The sequence below is a fragment of the Streptomyces sp. NPDC015661 genome, assembly GCF_043077765.1.
In the GTDB taxonomy this organism is placed as follows: Bacteria; Actinomycetota; Actinomycetes; order Streptomycetales; family Streptomycetaceae; genus Streptomyces.
In genome coordinates, this window is the sequence record NZ_JBIBST010000008.1 from 420,046 (window position 1) to 439,271 (window position 19,226).

Here is a 19,226-nt window from a genome sequence, read left to right on the forward strand (position 1 = left end):
CACCCATGATCGACAGGGTGTCGGGGCCGCGTGCCGTCGCTCGACGGACCGTCCATTGCCGCAGCTCGCGGCGGGGCGGAATGCTGCCGGTGTGAGAGCGACAGCCAGGAAACACATGTCCCGCCGGTCCCTCCTTCGCGGCATCGGCGGTGCCGGGGCCGCGACCCTGCTCGCCGGATGCGGGGTCCCCGCCGCCTACGTCGACGAGGGCGACCGGTCCGGCCGGGACCTCTCGGCGCGCGACCGGACGCTCGAGTTCGCCAACTGGCCGCTGTACATCGACACCGACGACGACGACACCTCGAAGCGCCCCACCCTGGACGCCTTCCGGAAGCGGACCGGCATCTCCGTCCGGTACACCGAGGAGATCAACGACAACGACGAGTTCTTCGGCAAGATCAGCCCGTCCCTGATGAACCACCAGGAGACCGGGCGCGACCTGATCGTCGTCAGCGACTGGATGGCCGCCCGCTTCGTCCGCCTCGGCTGGGTCCAGGAGATGGACCGCGCCGCCCAGCCGAACGTCGCGAAGCACCTCAACCCCCAGCTCTCCGATCCCGCCTTCGACCCCGGCCGGCGGCACAGCGTGCCCTGGCAGTCCGGGATCACCGGCATCGCGTACAACCGGAAGAAGCTCGGCCGGGAGCTGCGCTCCACCAAGGAGCTGTGGGCCGACGACCTGCGCGGAAAGGTCACGCTGCTGTCCGGGCTCGACGAGTCCATGGCGCTGCTCCTGATGGGCAACGGCGTCGACGTGTCCCGGTGGACCGGCGACGACTTCCACGCCCTGTGCGAGCAGATCGAGGGGCTCGTCCGGGCCAGGCACATCCGGCGCTTCACCGGCAACGACTACATCAAGGACCTGTCCACCGGCGACGTCCTCGCCTGCCAGGCCTACTCCGGCGACGTCATCCAGCTCCAGGCCGACAACCCGGACATCGAGTTCGTCGTCCCCGAGGAGGGCGCCGAACTGTGGGCCGAGTCCCTCATGGTCCCCAACCTCGCCCAGCACAAGTCCAACGCCGAGAAGCTCGTCGACTACTACTACGAGCCCGAGGTCGCCGCCGAACTCGCCGCCTGGGTCAACTACGTCTGCCCGGTCCCGGCCGCCCAGGACGTCCTCGCGGACTCCGGCGACGAGGAGCTGGTGGCCCTGGCCGAGGACCCGCTGATCTTCCCGGACGCCGACATGCGCGGCCGGCTCGCCATCGCCCGCGACATCACCGCCGAGGAGCGCCAGGGGTTCGCGAAGAGGTGGAACTCGATCGTCGGCCTGTGAGTTGAGCGATCATGACGGACGCGCGCATCAACCCCCTTGTCACCTATGGCCTGTTCCTCGCCTGGGCCGTGCACGACGCCGAGGAGCTCGTGCGCGGGCCGCGCTGGGTCCGGGAGAACCTGCCGGCGCTGCGCGAGCGGTGGCCCGGAGTGCCGGAGTCGTGTGGAAGGCCGTCGAGTCCGTCGACGAGCGTGAATTCGCCGCCGCCGTCGGGGTGATGGCGGTGATCGTCGGCGCCGCCTCCGTGGCGGGCGCGCGCTCCGGCGGCCGGTCGGCCTTCTATCAGGGGGCGGTGACCGGCTTCGGGCTGCACGGGCTCGTCCATCTCGCGCAGGCCGCCGTCGTACGGGACGCGACCCCCGGCGCGCCCACCTCGCCGCTCGTCGTCATCCCCTTCTCCCTGTGGGCCCGCGCCCGGCTGCGGCGGGCCGGGGTGCTGCGGCCGGTCCGGCTCGGGGGAGTGGTGACGGGGCTCGCGGTGGCGGCGGGGGCGACGGTGGTCTCGCACGCCGTGGGGCGCAGGGTCGCCGCTCGCTTCTGAACGCGCTCAAAAACAACCACCCCTCTTTTCTGAACACGTTCAAGAGGGGTGTACGTTGTCCCCATGAGCGACACGAACGGGCCGAGAGCCCTTCTCACGCGCATCCGCGTCTGGCTGATCGTCTTCGTCGTCTGCCTGGTGCTCAGCGGGGCCACCGCCTTCCCGCTGGTCACCGAACTCCGGCTCCTCGACTCCGCGTTGGCCGGGTGGGCCGATCCGGTGGCCGAGGCGCTGCCCCGGCTCGCCGAGTGGATCCACCGGGTGCGGGGCGGCCTCGACACGGCCGACGCCGAAGCCCCGTACCTGCTCTACGGCACCGACTGGCTGGCCTTCGCCCACCTCGTCATCGCGGTCGCCTTCTACGGCCCCTACCGCGACCCCGTCCGCAACATCTGGGTCATCGAGTTCGGCATGATCGCCTGCGTCGGCATAGTCCCACTGGCTCTGATCTGCGGACCGATCCGGGGCATCCCCTTCTGGTGGTCGGTCATCGACATGTCCTTCGGCGTCATCGGCATCCTGCCGCTGCTCCACGTCCGCCGGATGATCAAGCGACTTGAGGCCGCTCATTCCGGCAGGCCGTAGGCCGCCACCATCAGGCGCAGGGCCGTCTTGTTCATGTCCTGGCCCTTGGCGTCGGTCGCGTTGACGCTGTAAACGAGGGTGCGGGCGCCGTCGCGGGTCGAGGCGATGGCCGTGTTGTAGCCCCAGCGGCCACCGGTCTTGCCCCAGACCTCCCGCCCGCCGAGCTTCTTCATCGACAGACCGGCGGAGAACGCGGCCGGGTTGCCGCTCGTGAAGTCCGGGACCTTCGGGAGCGTGAACATCTCCTCCAGGAGCGGGCCGCGCACCACGCCGCCCTTGAACAGGACCTGCGTGAATCGCTCCAGGTCGGCGGTGGTCGAGATCAGGTCCCCCGCCGCCCAGCCGTCCGTGACCCCCCACACCGACACGTCGCGCAGTCCGGTCGAGCCGTCGTCGAGCCGCATCGTCTGGTAGCCGTGGTTGTACGGGCCGCGGATCTCCGGGTCCGCGCCCGGGAAGTACGTGTCCCGCAGCCCGAGCGGCCGCAGGATCCGCCGCTCCACCTGGTGCTCGTACGAGTCGCCCGTGACCCGCTCCACGATCAGCCCGGCGATCGTGTACCCGATGTTCAGGTAGTGCTGCTTCGTGCCCGGCCGGAACTCGCGCGGCTGCGAGGTCGCCGAGCGGACCAGCTCCTCCGGGGTGTGGACGGTGAAGCGGTTCGCGTACCACTCCTCGACGGTCTCCCCGGGCGTGTCGGCGGCCGGGATGCCGTGCGTGTGGTTCAGGAGCTGGCGCACGGTCACCGTGGCGTAGCGGCCGGGGATCAGGTCCGGGAGGTACGACTTGGCGGGCCGGTCCAGATCGATCCGGCCCTCGGCGGCCAGCTGGAGGACGGTCGCGGCGGTGAACACCTTCGTCACCGAACCGGCCCGGAAGCGGGCGGCCGGGTCCGCCGGGGCGTTCGACTCCAGGTCGTGGACGCCGGCGCTGCCCTGCCAGGAGCCCTCGGTGCCGCCGACCCGGACCAGCGCGGCCGTCGCGTCGGCCCGGGGGAGTCCCGCGATCACCGCGCTCAGGTCGGGGCTCGACGCCTGGGACGCGGCCGTCGCCGCGGCCGGGGCCGCGAAGGCCGGGGTGAGCGCCGGGCCGGCCGCGACGCCCAGGACCAGCGCGGCGGCGAGCAGGGTGCGGGTGGACTTCCTCATGGTCAACTCCGGTGGTGTGAGCCGTTGTTCTCGATGGCTCCATCCTGCTGACCTGCGGCGATCCACGGATCGCCCGCACCGGCGGTCTTCGGCGGGCCCGTTCCTCCCCGGCGCGGGGGAGGAACGGGGCCGGCTCATCCCCCGGGCGGGGGAGAGCCCGCCGCGACCAGACCCGTCTCGTACGCGCAGATCACCGCCTGGATGCGGTCCCGCAGCCCCAGCTTGGCGAGCACGTTCCCCACATGAGTCTTCACCGTGTGGTCGCTGACCACCAGCTCCGCCGCGATCTCGGCGTTCGACAGGCCCCGCGCGAGCAGCAGCAGCGTCTCGCGCTCCCGGCCGGTGAGCACGTCGAGCCGCGGATCGGTCCGCCGCGGGCCGCCCGCCGTGTACTGCTCCACCAGGCGTCGCGCCACGGACGGCGCGAGCAGCGAGTCGCCCGCCGCCACCACCCGTACCGCGTGCACCAGATCGTCCCGCCGCACGTCCTTGAGGAGGAAACCGCTCGCGCCCGCGTGCAGCGCCTCGTACACATACGCGTCGGTGTCGAAGGTCGTCAGCATCACCGTCCGGCAGCCGGACTCCGCGCTGATCGCCCGGCAGGCCTCGATGCCGTCCGTCCGGGGCATCCGGATGTCGAGCAGCGCCACGTCCGGCGCGAGCCGGCGCACCGCCTCGACGGCCTCCGTGCCGTCCCCGGCCTCCGCCACCACCTCGATGTCCGGCTGCGCGTCCAGGATCATCGCGAAGCCGCTGCGGACCAGTTCCTGGTCGTCCGCGACCACCACGCGGATCGTCATTCCTTCTCCTCCCCCACGGGCAGCAGGACCCGCACCTCGAACCCCCGGCCGCCGGGACCGGCGCCCGTCTCCGCCGTCCCGCCGTGCGCGGCGGCCCGCTCCCGGATGCCGACCAGACCGTGCCCGCCGGGACCGCCCTGCGGGCCGCGCCCGTCGTCGGTCACCGTGATCCGCAGGACGCCGTCGGCGTGGGCGAGCCGGACGTCGACCGCACGGGCCCGGGCGTGCTTCACCACGTTCGTCAGCGCCTCCTGCACGATCCGGTAGACGCTCGCCCCGGTCGCCGCGGGCAGCGCACGTACCCCGCCCTCCGTCGCGTACCCGACGGTCAGACCGCCGGCCCGCACCCGCTCCAGGAGTGCGGGGAGGTCCACGAGGTCCGGCTGCGGCTCCCGCGGGGCCGCCGTCTCACCGCCCTCGCGCAGCAGGCCCAGCATCTGCCGCAGCTGCACCATCGCCTCCCGGCCCGTCGCCGAGATCGCCTCGAACGCCGCCTCGGCGCGCTCCGGCGCCGCCCGCACCGCGACCGGGCCCGCCTCCGCCTGCACCACCATGAGACTCACCGCGTGCGACAGGATGTCGTGCATCTCCCGGGCGATCCTGGCCCGTTCACGCGCGGCGGCCTGCTCGGCCTCCACCCGCTGCGCCCGCTGCCGGGCGTCGGTGAGCCGCCCGAAGACATAGGCCGCGCCGAACACGAAGAGGGAGAAGGTCAGTTCGCGCACCGACTGGGTGTTGAGCCACACCGAGGCCGGCACCGCGACCACCATGAGCGCCGCCGTCACCAGCCGCTGCCACGGCGCCGCGAGCACCGCGATCGTGTAGACGCTCACCAGACCCGTGTACGGCAGCGGCTGCCCCGGCCCCTCGACGGCCAGCTTGTACAGCGCGCTCGTCGCCAGGATCGCCAGCAGCACCGTCATCGGCGCCCGTCGCCGCCACACCAGCGGCACCACGGTGAGCGTCGTCAGTCCGTACGCCGGCCAGGTCGCCGGTTCGAGCTCGGGCCCGCGCGGCACCACGAACGGCATCGTCATCGCCGCCTGCACGACGAGAGCCAGTCCGATGTCCACCGCCCGGGGATGGGCGGCCCCCCAGGTGCGCAGCTCCCGCATCCCCCGTATGCGCATTACGGCTTGCGGCCCACCGCGCCGAACTGCGCCACCACGGCTCCCTCGTCGGAGCGCCACCGGGAGCAGGACACGATGCCCGGCTCAAGGAGGTCGAGGCCGTCGAAGAAGGAGGCGAACTCCTCGCGGGTGCGGGCGGTGATCGGCGGCGTCGCGTTCTCGTTCCAGAACTCCATCGCCGCCTTGTTGCCCTCGCCGCCGAGCTCCTGCTCCAGCGTCGGATGGGTCAGCACCAGGTAGCTGCCGGAGGGGACGGCGGCCATCAGGGTCCGCACGACCGACCGGGCCTTGTCGGTGTCCAGCACGAAATTGAGGATGCCGAGCATCATCACCGCGACCGGGCGGGACAGGTCGAGCGTGCCGACGGCCGCCGCCACGATCCGCTCCGGGTCGTGGGCGTCGGCGTCGACGTACTCCGTGACCCCCTCCGGGGCGCTCGTCAGGAGCGCCCGGGCGTGCGTGAGGACGATCGGGTCGTTGTCGACGTAGACGATCCGGGCGTCGGGGGCGACCCGCTGCGCCACCTCGTGGGTGTTGTCGGCGGTCGGCAGGCCCGTACCGATGTCCAGGAACTGGCGGACGCCCGCCTCGGCGGCCAGATGGGTCACCGCGCGGCCGAGGAACGCCCGGTCCGCGCGGGCCACTTCGCCGATGCTCGGATAGAAGCCGGTGACCTGGTCGCCGACGGCGCGGTCCACCGGATAGTTGTCCTTGCCGCCCAGCCAGTAGTTCCACACCCGGGCGTTGTGGGCGATGTCGGTCCTGATCCGGTCGTTCATTCGCGAGCCTTTCGCAGCACGGCGGCGAGTGCGTCGACCCGGTTCGTGGTGACCGAGTCGACCCCGTTCTTGATCAGCTTACGCATGGTGCGCTTGGTGTCCGCCGTCCAGGCCGAGACCAGCAGCCCGTCCCGGTGGACCCGCTCGGTCAGCTCCCGACTCACCAGGCCGAAACGGTAGTTGAGCCACTTCGGCCGTACGGCGTCGAGCAGCATGCGGCGGGGCGGGGCGAGAGACGTCCACGTCAGGGCGATCTCGGCGGCCGGGTCGGCGGCCCGCACCTGGAGCATGGCGACCGCGCCCGCGCAGTAGGAGACGCGCTCGCCGGCCCCGCACTCGCGGACCGTCCGGACGATCGTGCGGACCGAGTCCTCGTTCCCGCCGGGCAGGTCCAGCATCAGCCGGTGGTCCCCCGCGGTGAGCAGCGCCTCGCGCAGGGTCGGCACCCCGCCGAAGGTGAGCTCGTGCAGCAGCTCGTGCGAGAGGCCGGAGAGCGGCCGGTCGTGGCCCCACAGCCGCTTCAGGGTGTCGTCGTGGAGGAGGACGGGCACCCCGTCCTTCGTCAGCCGGACGTCGATCTCGACCGCGTCCGCCCCCTGCTCGATCGCCGAGGCGATCGAGGGGAGCGTGTTCTCACGGACGCGGTACGGGTCGCCGCGGTGGGCGACGACAGTCACAGGGCGCATGGCCCCATTCTCGTCGCCGTCAGCGCGCCAGCCAGTCGTTCGTGTACGTGTCGATCTCGGTGGCGATCCGGGCCTTGCCGTCCGCGTCGAGGAAGGAGGCCTCCACCGCGTTCTTGGCGAGGGCGGCGACACCGCGCTCGTCGAGGCCGAGGAGACGGGCGGCGACGGCGTACTCGTTGTTGAGGTCCGTGCCGAACATCGGCGGGTCGTCGCTGTTGATCGTCACGAGGACCCCGGCGTCGACGAACTGCCGGATCGGGTGCTCGTCCAGGGTGGCGACGGCCCGGGTGGCGATGTTCGACGTCGGGCAGACCTCCAGGGCGATCCGGTGCTCGGCGAGGTACGCCAGGAGCGCCGGGTCCTGGGCGGAGCTGGTGCCGTGGCCGATGCGCTCGGCGCCCAGCTCGCGGATCGCGTCCCAGACGGTCTGGGGGCCCGTCGTCTCGCCGGCGTGCGGGACGGAGTGGAGGCCGGCCGCGCGGGCCAGGTCGAAGTACGGCTTGAACTGCGGGCGCGGCACACCGATCTCCGGGCCGCCGAGACCGAAGGAGACCAGGCCCTCCGGGCGCAGCCCGTCCGTGGTGGCGAGCCGCGCGGTCTCCTCGGCGGAGACCAGGCCGGCCTCGCCGGGGATGTCGAAGCACCAGCGCAGGACCGTGCCGAACTCGGCCTCGGCGGCCTTGCGGGCGTCCTCGATCGCCGCCATGAAGGCGCGCTCGTCGATGCCGCGGCGGGTGGAGGAGTACGGGGTGATGGTCAGCTCGGCGTAGCGGATGTTCTGCCGGGCCATGTCCCGCGCGATCTCGAAGGTCAGCAGCCGGACGTCCTCCGGGGTGCGGACCAGGTCGACGACGGACAGGTAGACGTCGATGAAGTGGGCGAAGTCCGTGAACGTGAAGTAGTCGGCGATCGCCTCCGGGTCCGTGGGGACCTTGGAGTCCGGGTGCCGGGCCGCGAGCTCGGAGACGATCCGCGGGGACGCGGAGCCGACGTGGTGGACGTGCAGCTCGGCTTTGGGAAGTCCCGCGATGAAGGCGTGGAGATCGGTCATCCGATCATCGTAGGCCGGGCCGTTCCCTCGCAGGGGCGAGGTCGTAACATGACGTGACCACAATGGGGGAGGCCCATGTCTGACAACCGAGACCAGTCGCGGGGCGGGTACGACCCGACGGACCCGTGGGCTCCGCCGAACCGCGACGGGGTGGAACTGAGCAAGCCGGCGACGCCGTCGCCCTCGCCGGTGCACGACCAGCCGACCATGACGTCCTTCCCGGCCGCGCCGGGAGGCCCCGGCACGCCCGGCGGGGACGTCCCGCCGCCGCCGGTCGCCCCCGGCGGCCCGGCGGCCACGCCCGGGTACGGCTACCCGGCGGCCACGCCGCCGGCGGGCGGGTACGGCTACCCGGCGGCGACGCCGACCCCGGCCACCTCGGGGTACGGCTACCCCGGCTACGGGCAGACCGGCCAGCCCGGCTGGCAGCAGGCCCCGTCCAACGGCATGGGGACGACCGCGATGGTGCTCGGCATCATCGCGGTGGCCGGATTCTGTATGTACGGCCTCGGGGTGATCCTCGGCGTCCTGGCACTGATCTTCGGCATCATCGGTCTGAAGAAGGTCGGCCGGGGCGAGGCGACGAACCGGGGCATGGCGATCGCGGGCATCGTGCTGGGGTCGATCGGCACGCTGGTCAGCGCCGTCTTCCTGGGCTTCATCATCTGGGCGATCGCGCAGGACTCCTCGTCCTTCGACGAGGGGTACGACGAGGACCCGTTCGCCTCGGTCCTGCAGATCGAGCAGAGCGGTCGCTGACGCCCGTACACACGCGAAGGGCCCCGCACCTCCCCGAGGCGCGGGGCCCTTCGCGTGTCACGCGGCGCGCAGCCGCTCCCGCGCCTCCATCAGCGCGAAGCCCAGCAGATTGAGCCCGCGCCAGCGCGCCGGGTCGTGGGCGCCGGGGTCGTCGGCGGCGAGTCCGATGCCCCAGACGCGGTCCAGCGGGCTGGCCTCCACCAGGACCCGCTCGCCCGTGCCCACGAGGAAGGCGCGCAGGGCCTCGTCCGAGGAGAACTTGTGGACGCTGCCCTCGACGACGATCCCGAACCGCTCGCGCTCCCAGACCGCGTCGTCGAAGCCGCGGACGAGCCGGCCCGCCTTCTTGGCCTCCGCGGGGGTACGGGCGGTCAGCGCGGCCCGCTCGGCGTCGGCGTCCCGGAAGAGGCGGGCCTTGGCGGCCATCATCCAGTGCTCGGCGGTCGCGTAGGCCACGCCGTCGACCTCGAAGGGCGCCGGCCACCACTGGCTCAGACAGCTCTTCGTCAGCTGTCCGTCCGGGGCCGGACGGTGGCCCCAGAAGTGCAGCCACTTCACCCTGTCACCCCTGGTGACCTGCTGCGTCAGCTCTTCGATCTTGGTCATACATGCGAGTCTGGCATCCGCCACGGACACTCCGTACGGAGATTTTCAGGCCACCTCGACACATGGTCGACCGAATCCGTCGCGTAACCAAAAGGCAACAACGGAATCCCTTGTTGGGTGGTCGTCCCTCTGTCAGGATCGGCACTCAATTCGAGCTGGGACAACGGAGAGCGTCATGACCAACCGCTTCCAGGTGACGGACCGCTTCGCGGACGGCGCGCAGTACATCGGCGGAAGGCTTCGCGCCGGAACCTCAGGTCAGGAACACAGCGTGATCGACCCGGCGACGGGCGAGAGCGTCTACACCTACGCCCTCGCCTCCACGGCCGACGTGGACGAGGCCGTCGCCGCCGCCAAGGCCGCCTTCCCCGGCTGGGCGGGAGCCACCCCGGGCGAGCGCTCCGACGCGCTGCACCGCCTCGCGGGGGTCCTCGCCGACTGGGCCGAGGACATCGCCAGGGTGGAGTCGCTCCAGTGCGGCAAGCCGCTCAAGCTGACCACCGAGTTCGACGTGCCCGGCACGATCGACAACACGGCCTTCTTCGCGGGGGCGGCCCGCCACCTCCAGGGCCAGTCGGCCGCCGAGTACACCGGCGACCACACCTCGTACATCCGGCGCGAACCGATCGGCGTCGTCGGCTCCATCGCCCCCTGGAACTACCCGCTCCAGATGGCCGCCTGGAAGATCCTCCCGGCGATCGCCGCCGGCAACACGATCGTCCTGAAGCCCGCCGAGCTCACCCCGCTGACCTCGCTGATGTTCGCGCAGGCGGCGAAGGAGGCCGGCATCCCCGACGGTGTCATCAACATCGTCAGCGGCGCCGGGCGCGTCGTCGGCGAGCACCTCGTCGGCCACCCCGACGTCGTCATGACCTCCTTCACCGGCTCCACCCCCGTCGGCAAGCGGGTCGCCGAGGTCGCCACCGCCACCGTGAAGCGGCTCCACCTCGAACTCGGCGGCAAGGCCCCGTTCCTCGTCTTCGACGACGCCGACCTGGAGGCCGCCGCCCAGGGCGCGGTCGCCGCCTCCCTCATCAACAGCGGCCAGGACTGCACCGCCGCCACGCGCGCGTACGTCCAGCGCCCGCTCTTCGACGCCTTCGTCGCCCGGGTCGCCGAGCTCATGGAGACCGTCCGCGTCGGCGACCCCTTCGAGTCCGGCACCGACCTCGGACCGCTCGTCAGCCACCGTCACCGCGACAGCGTCGCCGGCTTCGTCGAGCGCGCCCGCGGCTACGCCACGGTCGTCACCGGCGGAGAAGCCCCTGGTGGAGAGCTCAAGAACGGCGCATACTACCGTCCCACCCTGATCATCGGTGCCGCGCAGGACAGCGAGGTCGTGCAGTCGGAGATCTTCGGTCCGGTCCTGGTGGCCCTGCCCTTCGACGGCGACGACGAGGGCATCAGGCTCGCCAACGACACCCCCTACGGCCTCGCCGCCTCCGCGTGGAGCCGGGACGTCTACCGGGCCAACCGTGCCACGCGGGAGATCAAGGCGGGATGTGTGTGGGTCAACGACCACATCCCGATCATCAGCGAGATGCCCCACGGAGGCACCAAGGCCTCCGGCTACGGAAAGGACATGTCGGCCTACTCCTTCGAGGAGTACACGCAGGTCAAGCATGTGATGTTCGACAACACCGCGGTGGCGGCGAAGGACTGGCACCGCACGATCTTCGGGGACCGATAGCAATCCGCCGCCCGACCAGCGGCCCACTCATCCCGAAAGGGCACAGCGCATGGAGCAGTACGAGCCCGACAGCCTGTCCGCCGCGCAGCTGGCGGCGATACGGCGGAGCATGACGAGCGGCCGGGGCGCCCTCAGCCGCCGTTCGATGCTGCGCGCGGGCGGCGTCGGCGCCCTCACGGTCGGCGGTCTCGCCGGCCTGAGCGCCTGTGGCATCCCGCCGGCCAAGCGTGAGGGCAACGGCCCCGCGTCCATCGACGCCTCGGCCAAGGAGAAGAGCGTCGCCTTCTCCAACTGGACCGAGTACATGGACGTCAGCGAGGACGAGAAGTCCCGCCCGACCCTGGAGGCGTTCGCCAAACGCACCGGGATCAAGGTCAAGTACACCGAGGACATCAACGACAACGTCGAGTTCTTCGGCAAGATCAAGCCGCAGCTCGCGGCCGGCCAGGACACCGGCCGCGACCTGATCTGCGTCACCGACTGGCTCGCCGCCCGCATCATCCGGCTCGGCTGGGCCCAGAAGCTCGACCCGGCCAACCTGCCCAACGCGTACGCGAACCTGTCCTCGCAGTTCCGCCGCCCCGACTGGGACCCGGGCCGCTCCTACTCGTACCCGTGGACGGGCATCTCGACCGTCATCGCGTACAACTCCAAGGCGACCGGCGGCAAGAAGGTCGACTCGGTCACCCAGCTCCTCGACGACCCCTCGCTCAAGGGCCGGGTCGGCTTCCTCACCGAGATGCGCGACTCCGTCGGCATGACCCTGCTCGACATGGGCAAGGACCCGGGGAACTTCACGGACGCCGACTACGACGCGGCGATCGGCCGCCTCCAGAAGGGCGTCGACAAGAAGCAGATCCGCCGCTTCACCGGCAACGACTACACCTCGGACCTGGACAAGGGCGACATAGCCGCCTGTCTCGCCTGGGCCGGAGACATCATCCAGCTCCAGGCGGACAACCCGGACATCAAGTACGCGATCCCGTCCGCCGGTTACATCACCTCCAGCGACAACCTGCTCGTCCCCGCGCAGGCCCGGCACAAGACGAACGCCGAGAAGCTCATCGACTACTACTACGAGCTTCCCGTCGCCGCCCAGCTCGCCGCGTACATCAACTACGTCTGCCCCGTCGACGGGGTGAAGGACGAGCTCACCAAGATCGACCCCGAGCTCGCGAACAACACGCTGATCCTCCCGGACAAGGCCATGGCCAAGAAGTCGCACGCCTTCCGCTCGCTCAGCAGCGCGGAGGAGACGGCGTACGAGGAGAAGTTCGCCAAGCTCATCGGCGCCTGAGTCCGGCCTCGTCCACCTCTCTCACTCCCTGGGACCGCAACCCATGACTGACAAGACTGCTCACACTGGAAAGAACACGGGCGGCGGCGACGTCCGTCTCACCGGGATCAGCAAGTCGTACGGCTCCTTCAACGCCGTCCACCCGCTCGACCTGACCGTCCCGCAGGGCTCCTTCTTCGCCCTGCTCGGCGCCTCCGGCTGCGGCAAGACCACCACGCTGCGCATGATCGCCGGCCTGGAGGACCCCACCACCGGCACCGTCTTCCTCGGCGACACGGACGTCACCGACCTCCCGCCGTACAAGCGGCCGGTCAACACCGTCTTCCAGTCCTACGCGCTCTTCCCGCACATGGACATCTCCGAGAACATCGCCTTCGGCCTGCGCCGCCGCGGCATCAAGTCGGTGAAGAAGCAGGTCGACGACATGATCGACCTCGTCCAGCTCGGCGAGCACGCCCACAAGAAGCCGCACCAGCTCTCCGGCGGCCAGCAGCAGCGCGTCGCCGTGGCCCGCGCGCTCATCAACCACCCGCAGGTGCTGCTCCTCGACGAGCCGCTCGGCGCCCTCGACCTCAAGCTGCGCCGCCAGATGCAGCTGGAGCTCAAGCGGATCCAGACCGAGGTCGGCATCACCTTCGTGCACGTCACCCACGACCAGGAGGAGGCCATGACCATGGCCGACCAGGTCGCGGTCATGAACGGCGGCCGGGTCGAGCAGCTCGGTGCCCCCGCCGACCTGTACGAGAACCCGCAGACCACCTTCGTCGCCAACTTCCTCGGCACCTCGAACCTGATCGAGGCCGAGGTCCTGGAGACCGGCTCCGACGTGCTCGTCACGGCCGGCGGCGGCAAGCTCAAGGTCCCCGGCGACCGCTGTACCCCGGCCGTCCGCCAGGGCGGCAAGGTCCTCGTGGGCGTCCGCCCCGAGAAGATCTCGCTCGCGCACGCCGACGACGCGGGCTCGATCGCCGACGGCCGCAACCGGGTGACCGGCCGGATCGTCGACTCCTCCTTCATCGGTGTCTCCACCCAGTACGTGGTGAACTCCCCGGCGGGCGCGGAGCTCCAGGTCTACGAGCAGAACATCGAGAGGGACGCGCGACTCCGCCCCGGTGCCGAGGTCGTCCTGCACTGGAACCCGGCCCACACCTTCGGCCTCGACGCGGCGCAGGACATCGACGCGGGCGTGGAGACGGTGGAGGACGCCGGATGAGTACCTCCACGCTCACGAAAGAGGCCGCGGACCCGATAGAGGAACCGGTTCTGCGCAAGCCCTCCACCCGCAAGCGGCTGGTCCCGTACTGGCTGCTGCTGCCCGGCATCGTCTGGCTGCTCGTCTTCTTCGCGCTGCCGATGATCTACCAGGCCTCCACCTCGGTGCAGACCGGCTCCCTGGAGAAGGGCTTCGAGGTCACCTGGCACTTCCAGACCTACTGGGACGCCTTCCAGGAGTACTGGCCGCAGTTCGTCCGCTCCCTGCTGTACGCCGGGACCGCGACCCTGCTCTGCCTGCTGCTCGGCTACCCGCTGGCGTACCTGATCGCCTTCAAGGCCGGCCGCTGGCGCAACCTGCTCCTCGTCCTCGTCATCGCGCCGTTCTTCACCAGCTTCCTCATCCGCACGCTCGCGTGGAAGACGATCCTGGCCGACGACAGCGTGGTGGTGGAGGCGCTCAACGCCCTCCACTTCCTGGACGTCACCAGCTGGCTCGGCTGGACCGAGGGCGACCGCGTCCTCGCCACCCCGATGGCGGTGGTCTGCGGTCTCACGTACAACTTCCTGCCCTTCATGATCCTGCCCCTCTACACCTCCCTGGAGCGGATCGACGGCCGGCTGCACGAGGCCGCGCAGGACCTGTACGCCTCCCCGGCGACCACCTTCCGCAAGGTGACCTTCCCGCTGTCGATGCCCGGCGTCGTCTCCGGCACCCTGCTCACCTTCATCCCGGCGAGCGGTGACTACGTCAACGCCGAACTGCTCGGCTCGACCGACACCAAGATGGTCGGCAACGTCATCCAGTCGCAGTTCCTGCGCGTCCTCGACTACCCGACGGCGGCCGCGCTCTCCTTCATCCTCATGGCGATCGTGCTCGGCATGGTCACCGTCTACATCCGCCGTGCGGGAACGGAGGACCTGGTCTGATGCGCTGGATCCGCAAGAACCTGGTCGTCATCGCGGGCCTGCTCACGCTCGCGTACATGATCCTGCCGAACCTCGTGGTGATGGCCTTCTCCTTCAACAGGCCGAAGGGACGCTTCAACTACTCCTGGCAGGAGTTCTCGCTCGACGCCTGGAAGGACCCCTGCGGCGTCGCCGACATGTGCGAGTCGCTCTCGCTCTCGCTCCAGCTCGCCGCCTGGGCGACGCTCGGCGCCGTCGTCCTCGGCACGATGATCGCCTTCGCGCTGGTCCGCTACCGCTTCCGGGCGCGCGGCGCGATCAACTCGCTGATCTTCCTGCCGATGGCGATGCCCGAGGTCGTCATGGCCGCCTCGCTGCTCACGCTCTTCCTCAACATGGGCATCGAGCTGGGCTTCTGGACGGTCCTGATCGCCCACATCATGTTCTGTCTGTCGTTCGTCGTGACGGCGGTCAAGGCCCGGGTCATGTCCATGGACCCGCGCCTGGAGGAGGCCGCGCGCGACCTCTACGCCGGGCCCACGCAGACCTTCCTGCGGGTCACCCTGCCGATCGCCGCGCCCGGCATCGCCGCCGGCGCGCTGCTCGCCTTCGCGCTCTCGTTCGACGACTTCATCATCACCAACTTCAACGCGGGCTCCACCGTCACCTTCCCCATGTTCGTCTGGGGCTCGGCGCAGCGCGGAACCCCCGTTCAGATCAACGTCATCGGCACCGCGATGTTCGTCCTCGCGGTACTGATGGTCGCGGCCGGGCAGATCATCACGAACCGGCGCAAGAAAACAGCAACGGCCTGAGCGAAAGACGTCTCAGGCACCGAAGGAGTTGGAAACCATGGCCCCAGTCGCCATGCGTCTCGCTGCACAATCTCTCTCCGACGCCCAGCCCGTCCCCTTCTGGCTGGAAGACCCCGGCAAGCCCGGAGCCCTGCCCGCCCTCACCGGCACCGAGAAGTGCGATCTCCTCGTGGTCGGCGGCGGATACAGCGGACTGTGGACCGCGCTCCTCGCCAAGGAGCGCGACCCCTCCCGGGACGTCGTACTGATCGAAGGCCGCGAGGTGGGCTGGGCCGCCTCGGGCCGCAACGGAGGCTTCTGCGCGGCCTCCCTCACCCACGGCTTCGGCAACGGACTCGCCCGCTGGCCGGGCGAACTGCCCAAGCTGGAGCGGCTCGGCGAGCGCAACCTCGACGCCATCGAGGAGACCGTCGCCCGCTACTCCCTGGACTGCGAGTTCGAGCGCACCGGCGAGATCGACGTCGCCACCGAGCCGTACCAGGTGGACGAGCTCCACGAGTGGTACGAGGAGGCCGGCCGGCTCGGTCTCGCCGAGGGCCTGGAGTTCCTGGACCGGGACGCCGTACGGGCCGAGGTCGACTCGCCGACCTTCCTCGGCGGCATGTGGGACAAGCGCGGCGTCGCCATGGTCCACCCCGCCAAGCTCGCCTGGGGCCTGAAGCGGGCCTGCCTCGACCTGGGCGTCCGGATCTACGAGAACACCCCCGGGCTCCAGCTGGTCTCGGTGGGCGCCGGAATGGGCGTCCGCACCCCGTACGGCAAGGTCGTCGCCGGCCGGGTCGCGCTCGGCACCAACGTCTTCCCGTCGCTGGTCAGGCGCGTCCGGGCGTACACCGTCCCGGTCTACGACTACGCCCTGATGACCGAGCCGCTCAGCCCCGAGCAGCTCGCCTCGGTCGGCTGGAAGAACCGGCAGGGACTCGGCGACTCCGCCAACCAGTTCCACTACTTCCGGATCACCGCCGACCACCGCATCCTGTGGGGCGGCTACGACGCGGTGTACCCGTACGGCGGCAAGCTCAGCGCCGAGATGGACCACCGCCCGGAGACGTACCTCAAGCTCGCCGAGCACTTCTTCCGCTGCTTCCCGCAGCTGGAGGGGCTCCGCTTCAGCCACGCCTGGGGCGGTGCGATCGACACCTGCTCGCGCTTCTCGGCCTTCTTCGGCACGGCCCACCAGGGCAAGGTGGCGTACGCGGCCGGGTTCACCGGGCTCGGCGTCGGCGCCACCCGCTTCGGCGGGGACGTGATGCTCGACCTGCTCGCGGGGGAGCGCACCGAGCGCACCGACCTGCAGATGGTCCGCTCCAAGCCGCTGCCGTTCCCACCCGAGCCGGTCGCCTGGGCCGGAATCGGCATCACCAAGTGGTCGCTCGCCCGCGCCGACGAGAACGGCGGCCGGCGCAATCTGTGGCTGAAGGCCATGGACCGGCTCGGCCTCGGCTTCGACAGCTGAGCACCACTGTGACGCAGGTCACAACCGGACGGTAGTCGAAGCCGCGTAAGAGAAGCCCCCGTACCCGCTCTCTCCGGGTGGACATCGAGTCCACACGGAGAGGAGAACGTCGCGATGACTGGTACGGGGGCTTCTGGCGCCAAGGCCGCGGTGGAGTGGCTCGCCTCGGTCGCGCCGGATCCCGAGGCCTGCCGGTGGGAGTGGGAGCGCAACCCCCACGGGGTCGCGCTGCTGCCCGCCGGCAGGCGCTGGGACGTGCTGATCCTGCCGGGGGAGCTCGGCTATCCCACGCTCGACGTGCTGACCCGGCTCGTGGACCGGCCCGGCCCGGTCCTGGCCGACTTCGGTGAGGCCCGGATGGGCTTCTTCGTCCCGCCGGGCACCGCCGCCCGCTGGCTCGGCACCGGGGTGCGCGGCGCGGGCTCCGGCACCTGGATCGTCGTCCCGTACCCGGGGCGGGTGACCGGTGCGGCGCGCTGGCTGGTGGCGCCGGACGGCCTGGGCACCCTCACCGACGCCTCGCTCCTGGAGCTGGCGATGCACGAGGCGGCGGGTCAACTGGCCAGGGGGCAGGCGGGATCCGAGTAGAGCCCCGGCCGTACAGAGGTCTTGACCACTTGATTGGTCTGGACCATGCTGTGGCGCGCTCCACCTCGATTCCCCCACACCCGGAGGCAGTTGTGGACCGCACCAGACCCCTCACCCTGCTCCTGGCGGGCTCCCTCGCCGCCGGCGGGCTCCTCGCACTCACCCCCGCGGCCCAGGCCGCCGACACCGAACTCGCCCGCAACGGCGGCTTCGAAGTCGGCCTCGACGGCTGGAGCTGCACGGCGGGCAGCGGCGCCGTCGTCCCGTCACCCGTACACGGCGGGACGAAGGCGCTCCAGGCGACCCCGGCCGGCAGCGACAACGCCAGGTGCTCCCAGACCGTCACCGTCAAACCCAACTCCAGCTACACCCTGAGCGGCTGGGTCCGCGGCAGCTACGTCTACCTCGGCGCCTCCGGCACCGGCACCACCGACGTCTCCACCTGGACGGCCTCCGCCCCCGACTGGCAGAAGCTCAGCACCTCGTTCACCACGGGCGCCTCCACCACCTCGGTCACGATCTACACCCACGGCTGGTACGGCACCCCCGCCTACCAGGCCGACGACCTCTCCCTGTACGGCCCCGGCGGCGATCCGGTCCAGCTCCCGACCGCCCCCACCGGGCTCACCGCCGGCTCCCCGACCTCCACCTCCGTACCGCTGAGCTGGACCGCGGTCTCCGGCGCAACCTCGTACCACGTCTACCAGGGGACGACCAGGATCCAGACGGTCACCACCCCCTCGGCCACCGTCTCCGGGCTCACGGCCTCCACCCCGTACACCTTCCAGGTCACCGCCGTGAACAGCGCCGGCGAGTCCCCGAAGTCGGCCGCCGTGACCGCGACCACGACCTCCGGCGGCGGAGGCGGGGGCGGCGGACTGCCCGCGCACGCCCTCGTCGGCTACCTCCACGCGAGCTTCGCCAACGGCTCCGGCTACACCCGCATGGCCGACGTCCCCGACTCCTGGGACGTCATCGACCTCGCCTTCGGCGAACCCACCTCGGTGACCTCGGGCGACATCCGCTTCACCCTCTGCCCGGCGACCGAATGCCCGAACGTCGAATCCCTCGCGGACTTCAAGGCGGCGATCAAGGCCAAGCAGGCCGCCGGCAAGAAGGTCCTCATCTCCATCGGCGGCCAGAACGGCCAGGTGCAGCTCTCCACCACCGCGGCCCGCGACACCTTCGTCTCCTCCGTCTCGAAGATCATCGACGAGTACGGGCTCGACGGCCTCGACATCGACTTCGAGGGACACTCGCTCTCGCTCCAGACCGGCGACACCGACTTCCGGAACCCGACCAGCCCGGTCGTCGTCAACCTGATCCAGGCGGTCAAGACCCTCAAGGCCAGGTACGGCGCGAAGTTCGTCCTCACGATGGCCCCGGAGACCTTCTTCGTCCAGCTCGGCTACCAGTACTACGGCTCCGGCCCCTGGGGCGGCCAGGACCCCCGCGCCGGCGCCTACCTGCCGGTCATCCACGCCCTGCGCGACGACCTGACCCTGCTCCACGTCCAGGACTACAACTCGGGCTCCATCATGGGCCTCGACAACCAGTACCACTCGATGGGCGGCGCCGACTTCCACATCGCCATGACCGACATGCTCCTCACCGGCTTCCCGGTCGCCGGCAACACGGACCGCTTCTTCCCGCCCCTCCGCCCCGAACAGGTCGCCATCGGCCTCCCCGCCTCCACCCAGGCGGGCAACGGCCACACGACCCCGGCCGAGGTGAACAAGGCCCTCGACTGCCTCACGAAGAAGACGAACTGCGGCACCTACCAGACCCACGGCACCTGGCCGTCCCTGCGCGGCCTGATGACCTGGTCGATCAACTGGGACCGGTACAACCAGGGGGAGTTCGCGAAGAACTTCGACGCCTACGCCTGGAGCTGA

17 protein-coding genes and 2 pseudogenes are annotated in these 19,226 nt (G+C 70.7%); 12 read left to right on the forward strand and 7 right to left on the reverse strand.

Annotated features, from left to right (window positions below; translation table 11 throughout):
- The first annotated feature begins 115 nt into the window (after nucleotides 1–115).
- The 3 genes and pseudogenes from ACF07V_RS23885 to ACF07V_RS23895 all read left to right on the forward strand — a co-directional run bounded on the left by ACF07V_RS23885 (nucleotide 116) and on the right by ACF07V_RS23895 (nucleotide 2,405).
- Nucleotides 116–1,279, forward strand: coding sequence for a PotD/PotF family extracellular solute-binding protein (locus ACF07V_RS23885; protein ID WP_392156939.1), 1,164 nt, complete (start codon nucleotides 116–118; stop codon nucleotides 1,277–1,279).
- Nucleotides 1,280–1,290: 11 nt separating this feature from the next.
- A pseudogene (locus ACF07V_RS23890) lies at nucleotides 1,291–1,820 on the forward strand (HXXEE domain-containing protein).
- 63 nt (nucleotides 1,821–1,883) lie between these two features.
- Complete coding sequence (locus ACF07V_RS23895; RefSeq protein WP_392156941.1) at nucleotides 1,884–2,405, forward strand: hypothetical protein; 522 nt, start codon at nucleotides 1,884–1,886, stop codon at nucleotides 2,403–2,405.
- Here the strand turns inward: ACF07V_RS23895 and ACF07V_RS23900 are convergent.
- The 6 genes and pseudogenes from ACF07V_RS23900 to ACF07V_RS23925 all read right to left on the reverse strand — a co-directional run bounded on the left by ACF07V_RS23900 (nucleotide 2,387) and on the right by ACF07V_RS23925 (nucleotide 7,999).
- Nucleotides 2,387–3,553 (reverse strand): serine hydrolase domain-containing protein, encoded by a 1,167-nt coding sequence (locus tag ACF07V_RS23900; RefSeq protein ID WP_392157070.1) that lies wholly within the window; start codon nucleotides 3,551–3,553, stop codon nucleotides 2,387–2,389. The genes ACF07V_RS23895 and ACF07V_RS23900 overlap by 19 nt on opposite strands.
- 102 nt (nucleotides 3,554–3,655) lie before the next feature.
- A pseudogene (locus tag ACF07V_RS23905) lies at nucleotides 3,656–4,353 on the reverse strand (response regulator); the annotation flags it as partial.
- Complete coding sequence (locus ACF07V_RS23910) at nucleotides 4,350–5,468, reverse strand: sensor histidine kinase (protein ID WP_392156943.1); 1,119 nt, start codon at nucleotides 5,466–5,468, stop codon at nucleotides 4,350–4,352. The gene ACF07V_RS23910 and the pseudogene ACF07V_RS23905, both read right to left, overlap by 4 nt.
- A gap of 14 nt (nucleotides 5,469–5,482) precedes the next feature.
- Nucleotides 5,483–6,262, reverse strand: a complete 780-nt coding sequence (locus tag ACF07V_RS23915) for an SAM-dependent methyltransferase (protein WP_392156945.1) — start codon at nucleotides 6,260–6,262, stop codon at nucleotides 5,483–5,485.
- Nucleotides 6,259–6,948: a glycerophosphodiester phosphodiesterase gene (locus ACF07V_RS23920; RefSeq protein ID WP_392156947.1), complete on the reverse strand. Its 690-nt coding sequence runs from the start codon at nucleotides 6,946–6,948 to the stop codon at nucleotides 6,259–6,261. The genes ACF07V_RS23915 and ACF07V_RS23920 overlap by 4 nt, the downstream gene beginning before the upstream one ends.
- Nucleotides 6,949–6,967: 19 nt before the next feature.
- A complete protein-coding gene (locus ACF07V_RS23925) occupies nucleotides 6,968–7,999 on the reverse strand; it encodes an adenosine deaminase (RefSeq protein ID WP_392156949.1) in 1,032 nt (343 codons plus the stop codon).
- Between the two features lie 75 nt (nucleotides 8,000–8,074).
- On the opposite strand from ACF07V_RS23925, the gene ACF07V_RS23930 reads away from it, so the two are divergent.
- A complete protein-coding gene (locus tag ACF07V_RS23930; protein ID WP_392156951.1) occupies nucleotides 8,075–8,758 on the forward strand; it encodes a DUF4190 domain-containing protein in 684 nt (227 codons plus the stop codon).
- Nucleotides 8,759–8,815: 57 nt separating this feature from the next.
- On the opposite strand, the gene ACF07V_RS23935 is transcribed toward ACF07V_RS23930, so the two are convergent.
- Nucleotides 8,816–9,364, reverse strand: a complete 549-nt coding sequence (locus tag ACF07V_RS23935) for an NADAR family protein (RefSeq protein WP_392156952.1) — start codon at nucleotides 9,362–9,364, stop codon at nucleotides 8,816–8,818.
- A gap of 175 nt (nucleotides 9,365–9,539) precedes the next feature.
- On the opposite strand from ACF07V_RS23935, the gene ACF07V_RS23940 reads away from it, so the two are divergent.
- From ACF07V_RS23940 to ACF07V_RS23975, 8 genes are all read left to right on the forward strand, one after another.
- Nucleotides 9,540–11,054, forward strand: a complete 1,515-nt coding sequence (locus tag ACF07V_RS23940; RefSeq protein ID WP_392156954.1) for a gamma-aminobutyraldehyde dehydrogenase — start codon at nucleotides 9,540–9,542, stop codon at nucleotides 11,052–11,054.
- Between the two features lie 49 nt (nucleotides 11,055–11,103).
- Nucleotides 11,104–12,351, forward strand: a complete 1,248-nt coding sequence (locus ACF07V_RS23945) for a PotD/PotF family extracellular solute-binding protein (protein WP_392156956.1) — start codon at nucleotides 11,104–11,106, stop codon at nucleotides 12,349–12,351.
- A 43-nt stretch (nucleotides 12,352–12,394) separates the two neighbouring features.
- On the forward strand, nucleotides 12,395–13,564 hold the full coding sequence (locus ACF07V_RS23950) for an ABC transporter ATP-binding protein (protein WP_392156957.1): 1,170 nt from the start codon (nucleotides 12,395–12,397) through the stop codon (nucleotides 13,562–13,564).
- Nucleotides 13,561–14,493 carry an ABC transporter permease gene (locus tag ACF07V_RS23955; protein WP_392156959.1) on the forward strand — a complete coding sequence of 311 codons (933 nt, stop codon included), beginning with the start codon at nucleotides 13,561–13,563 and terminating at the stop codon, nucleotides 14,491–14,493. Before ACF07V_RS23950 ends, ACF07V_RS23955 begins: the two co-directional genes overlap by 4 nt.
- Entirely contained in the window at nucleotides 14,493–15,287 is a 795-nt protein-coding gene (locus tag ACF07V_RS23960; protein WP_392156961.1) for an ABC transporter permease, read from the forward strand. The genes ACF07V_RS23955 and ACF07V_RS23960 overlap by 1 nt, the downstream gene beginning before the upstream one ends.
- A 37-nt stretch (nucleotides 15,288–15,324) precedes the next feature.
- A complete protein-coding gene (locus ACF07V_RS23965; RefSeq protein ID WP_392156963.1) occupies nucleotides 15,325–16,743 on the forward strand; it encodes an NAD(P)/FAD-dependent oxidoreductase in 1,419 nt (472 codons plus the stop codon).
- A gap of 114 nt (nucleotides 16,744–16,857) precedes the next feature.
- Nucleotides 16,858–17,331, forward strand: a complete 474-nt coding sequence (locus ACF07V_RS23970; protein ID WP_392156964.1) for a hypothetical protein — start codon at nucleotides 16,858–16,860, stop codon at nucleotides 17,329–17,331.
- A 92-nt stretch (nucleotides 17,332–17,423) separates the two neighbouring features.
- Nucleotides 17,424–19,226: a chitinase gene (locus tag ACF07V_RS23975; RefSeq protein ID WP_392156965.1), complete on the forward strand. Its 1,803-nt coding sequence runs from the start codon at nucleotides 17,424–17,426 to the stop codon at nucleotides 19,224–19,226.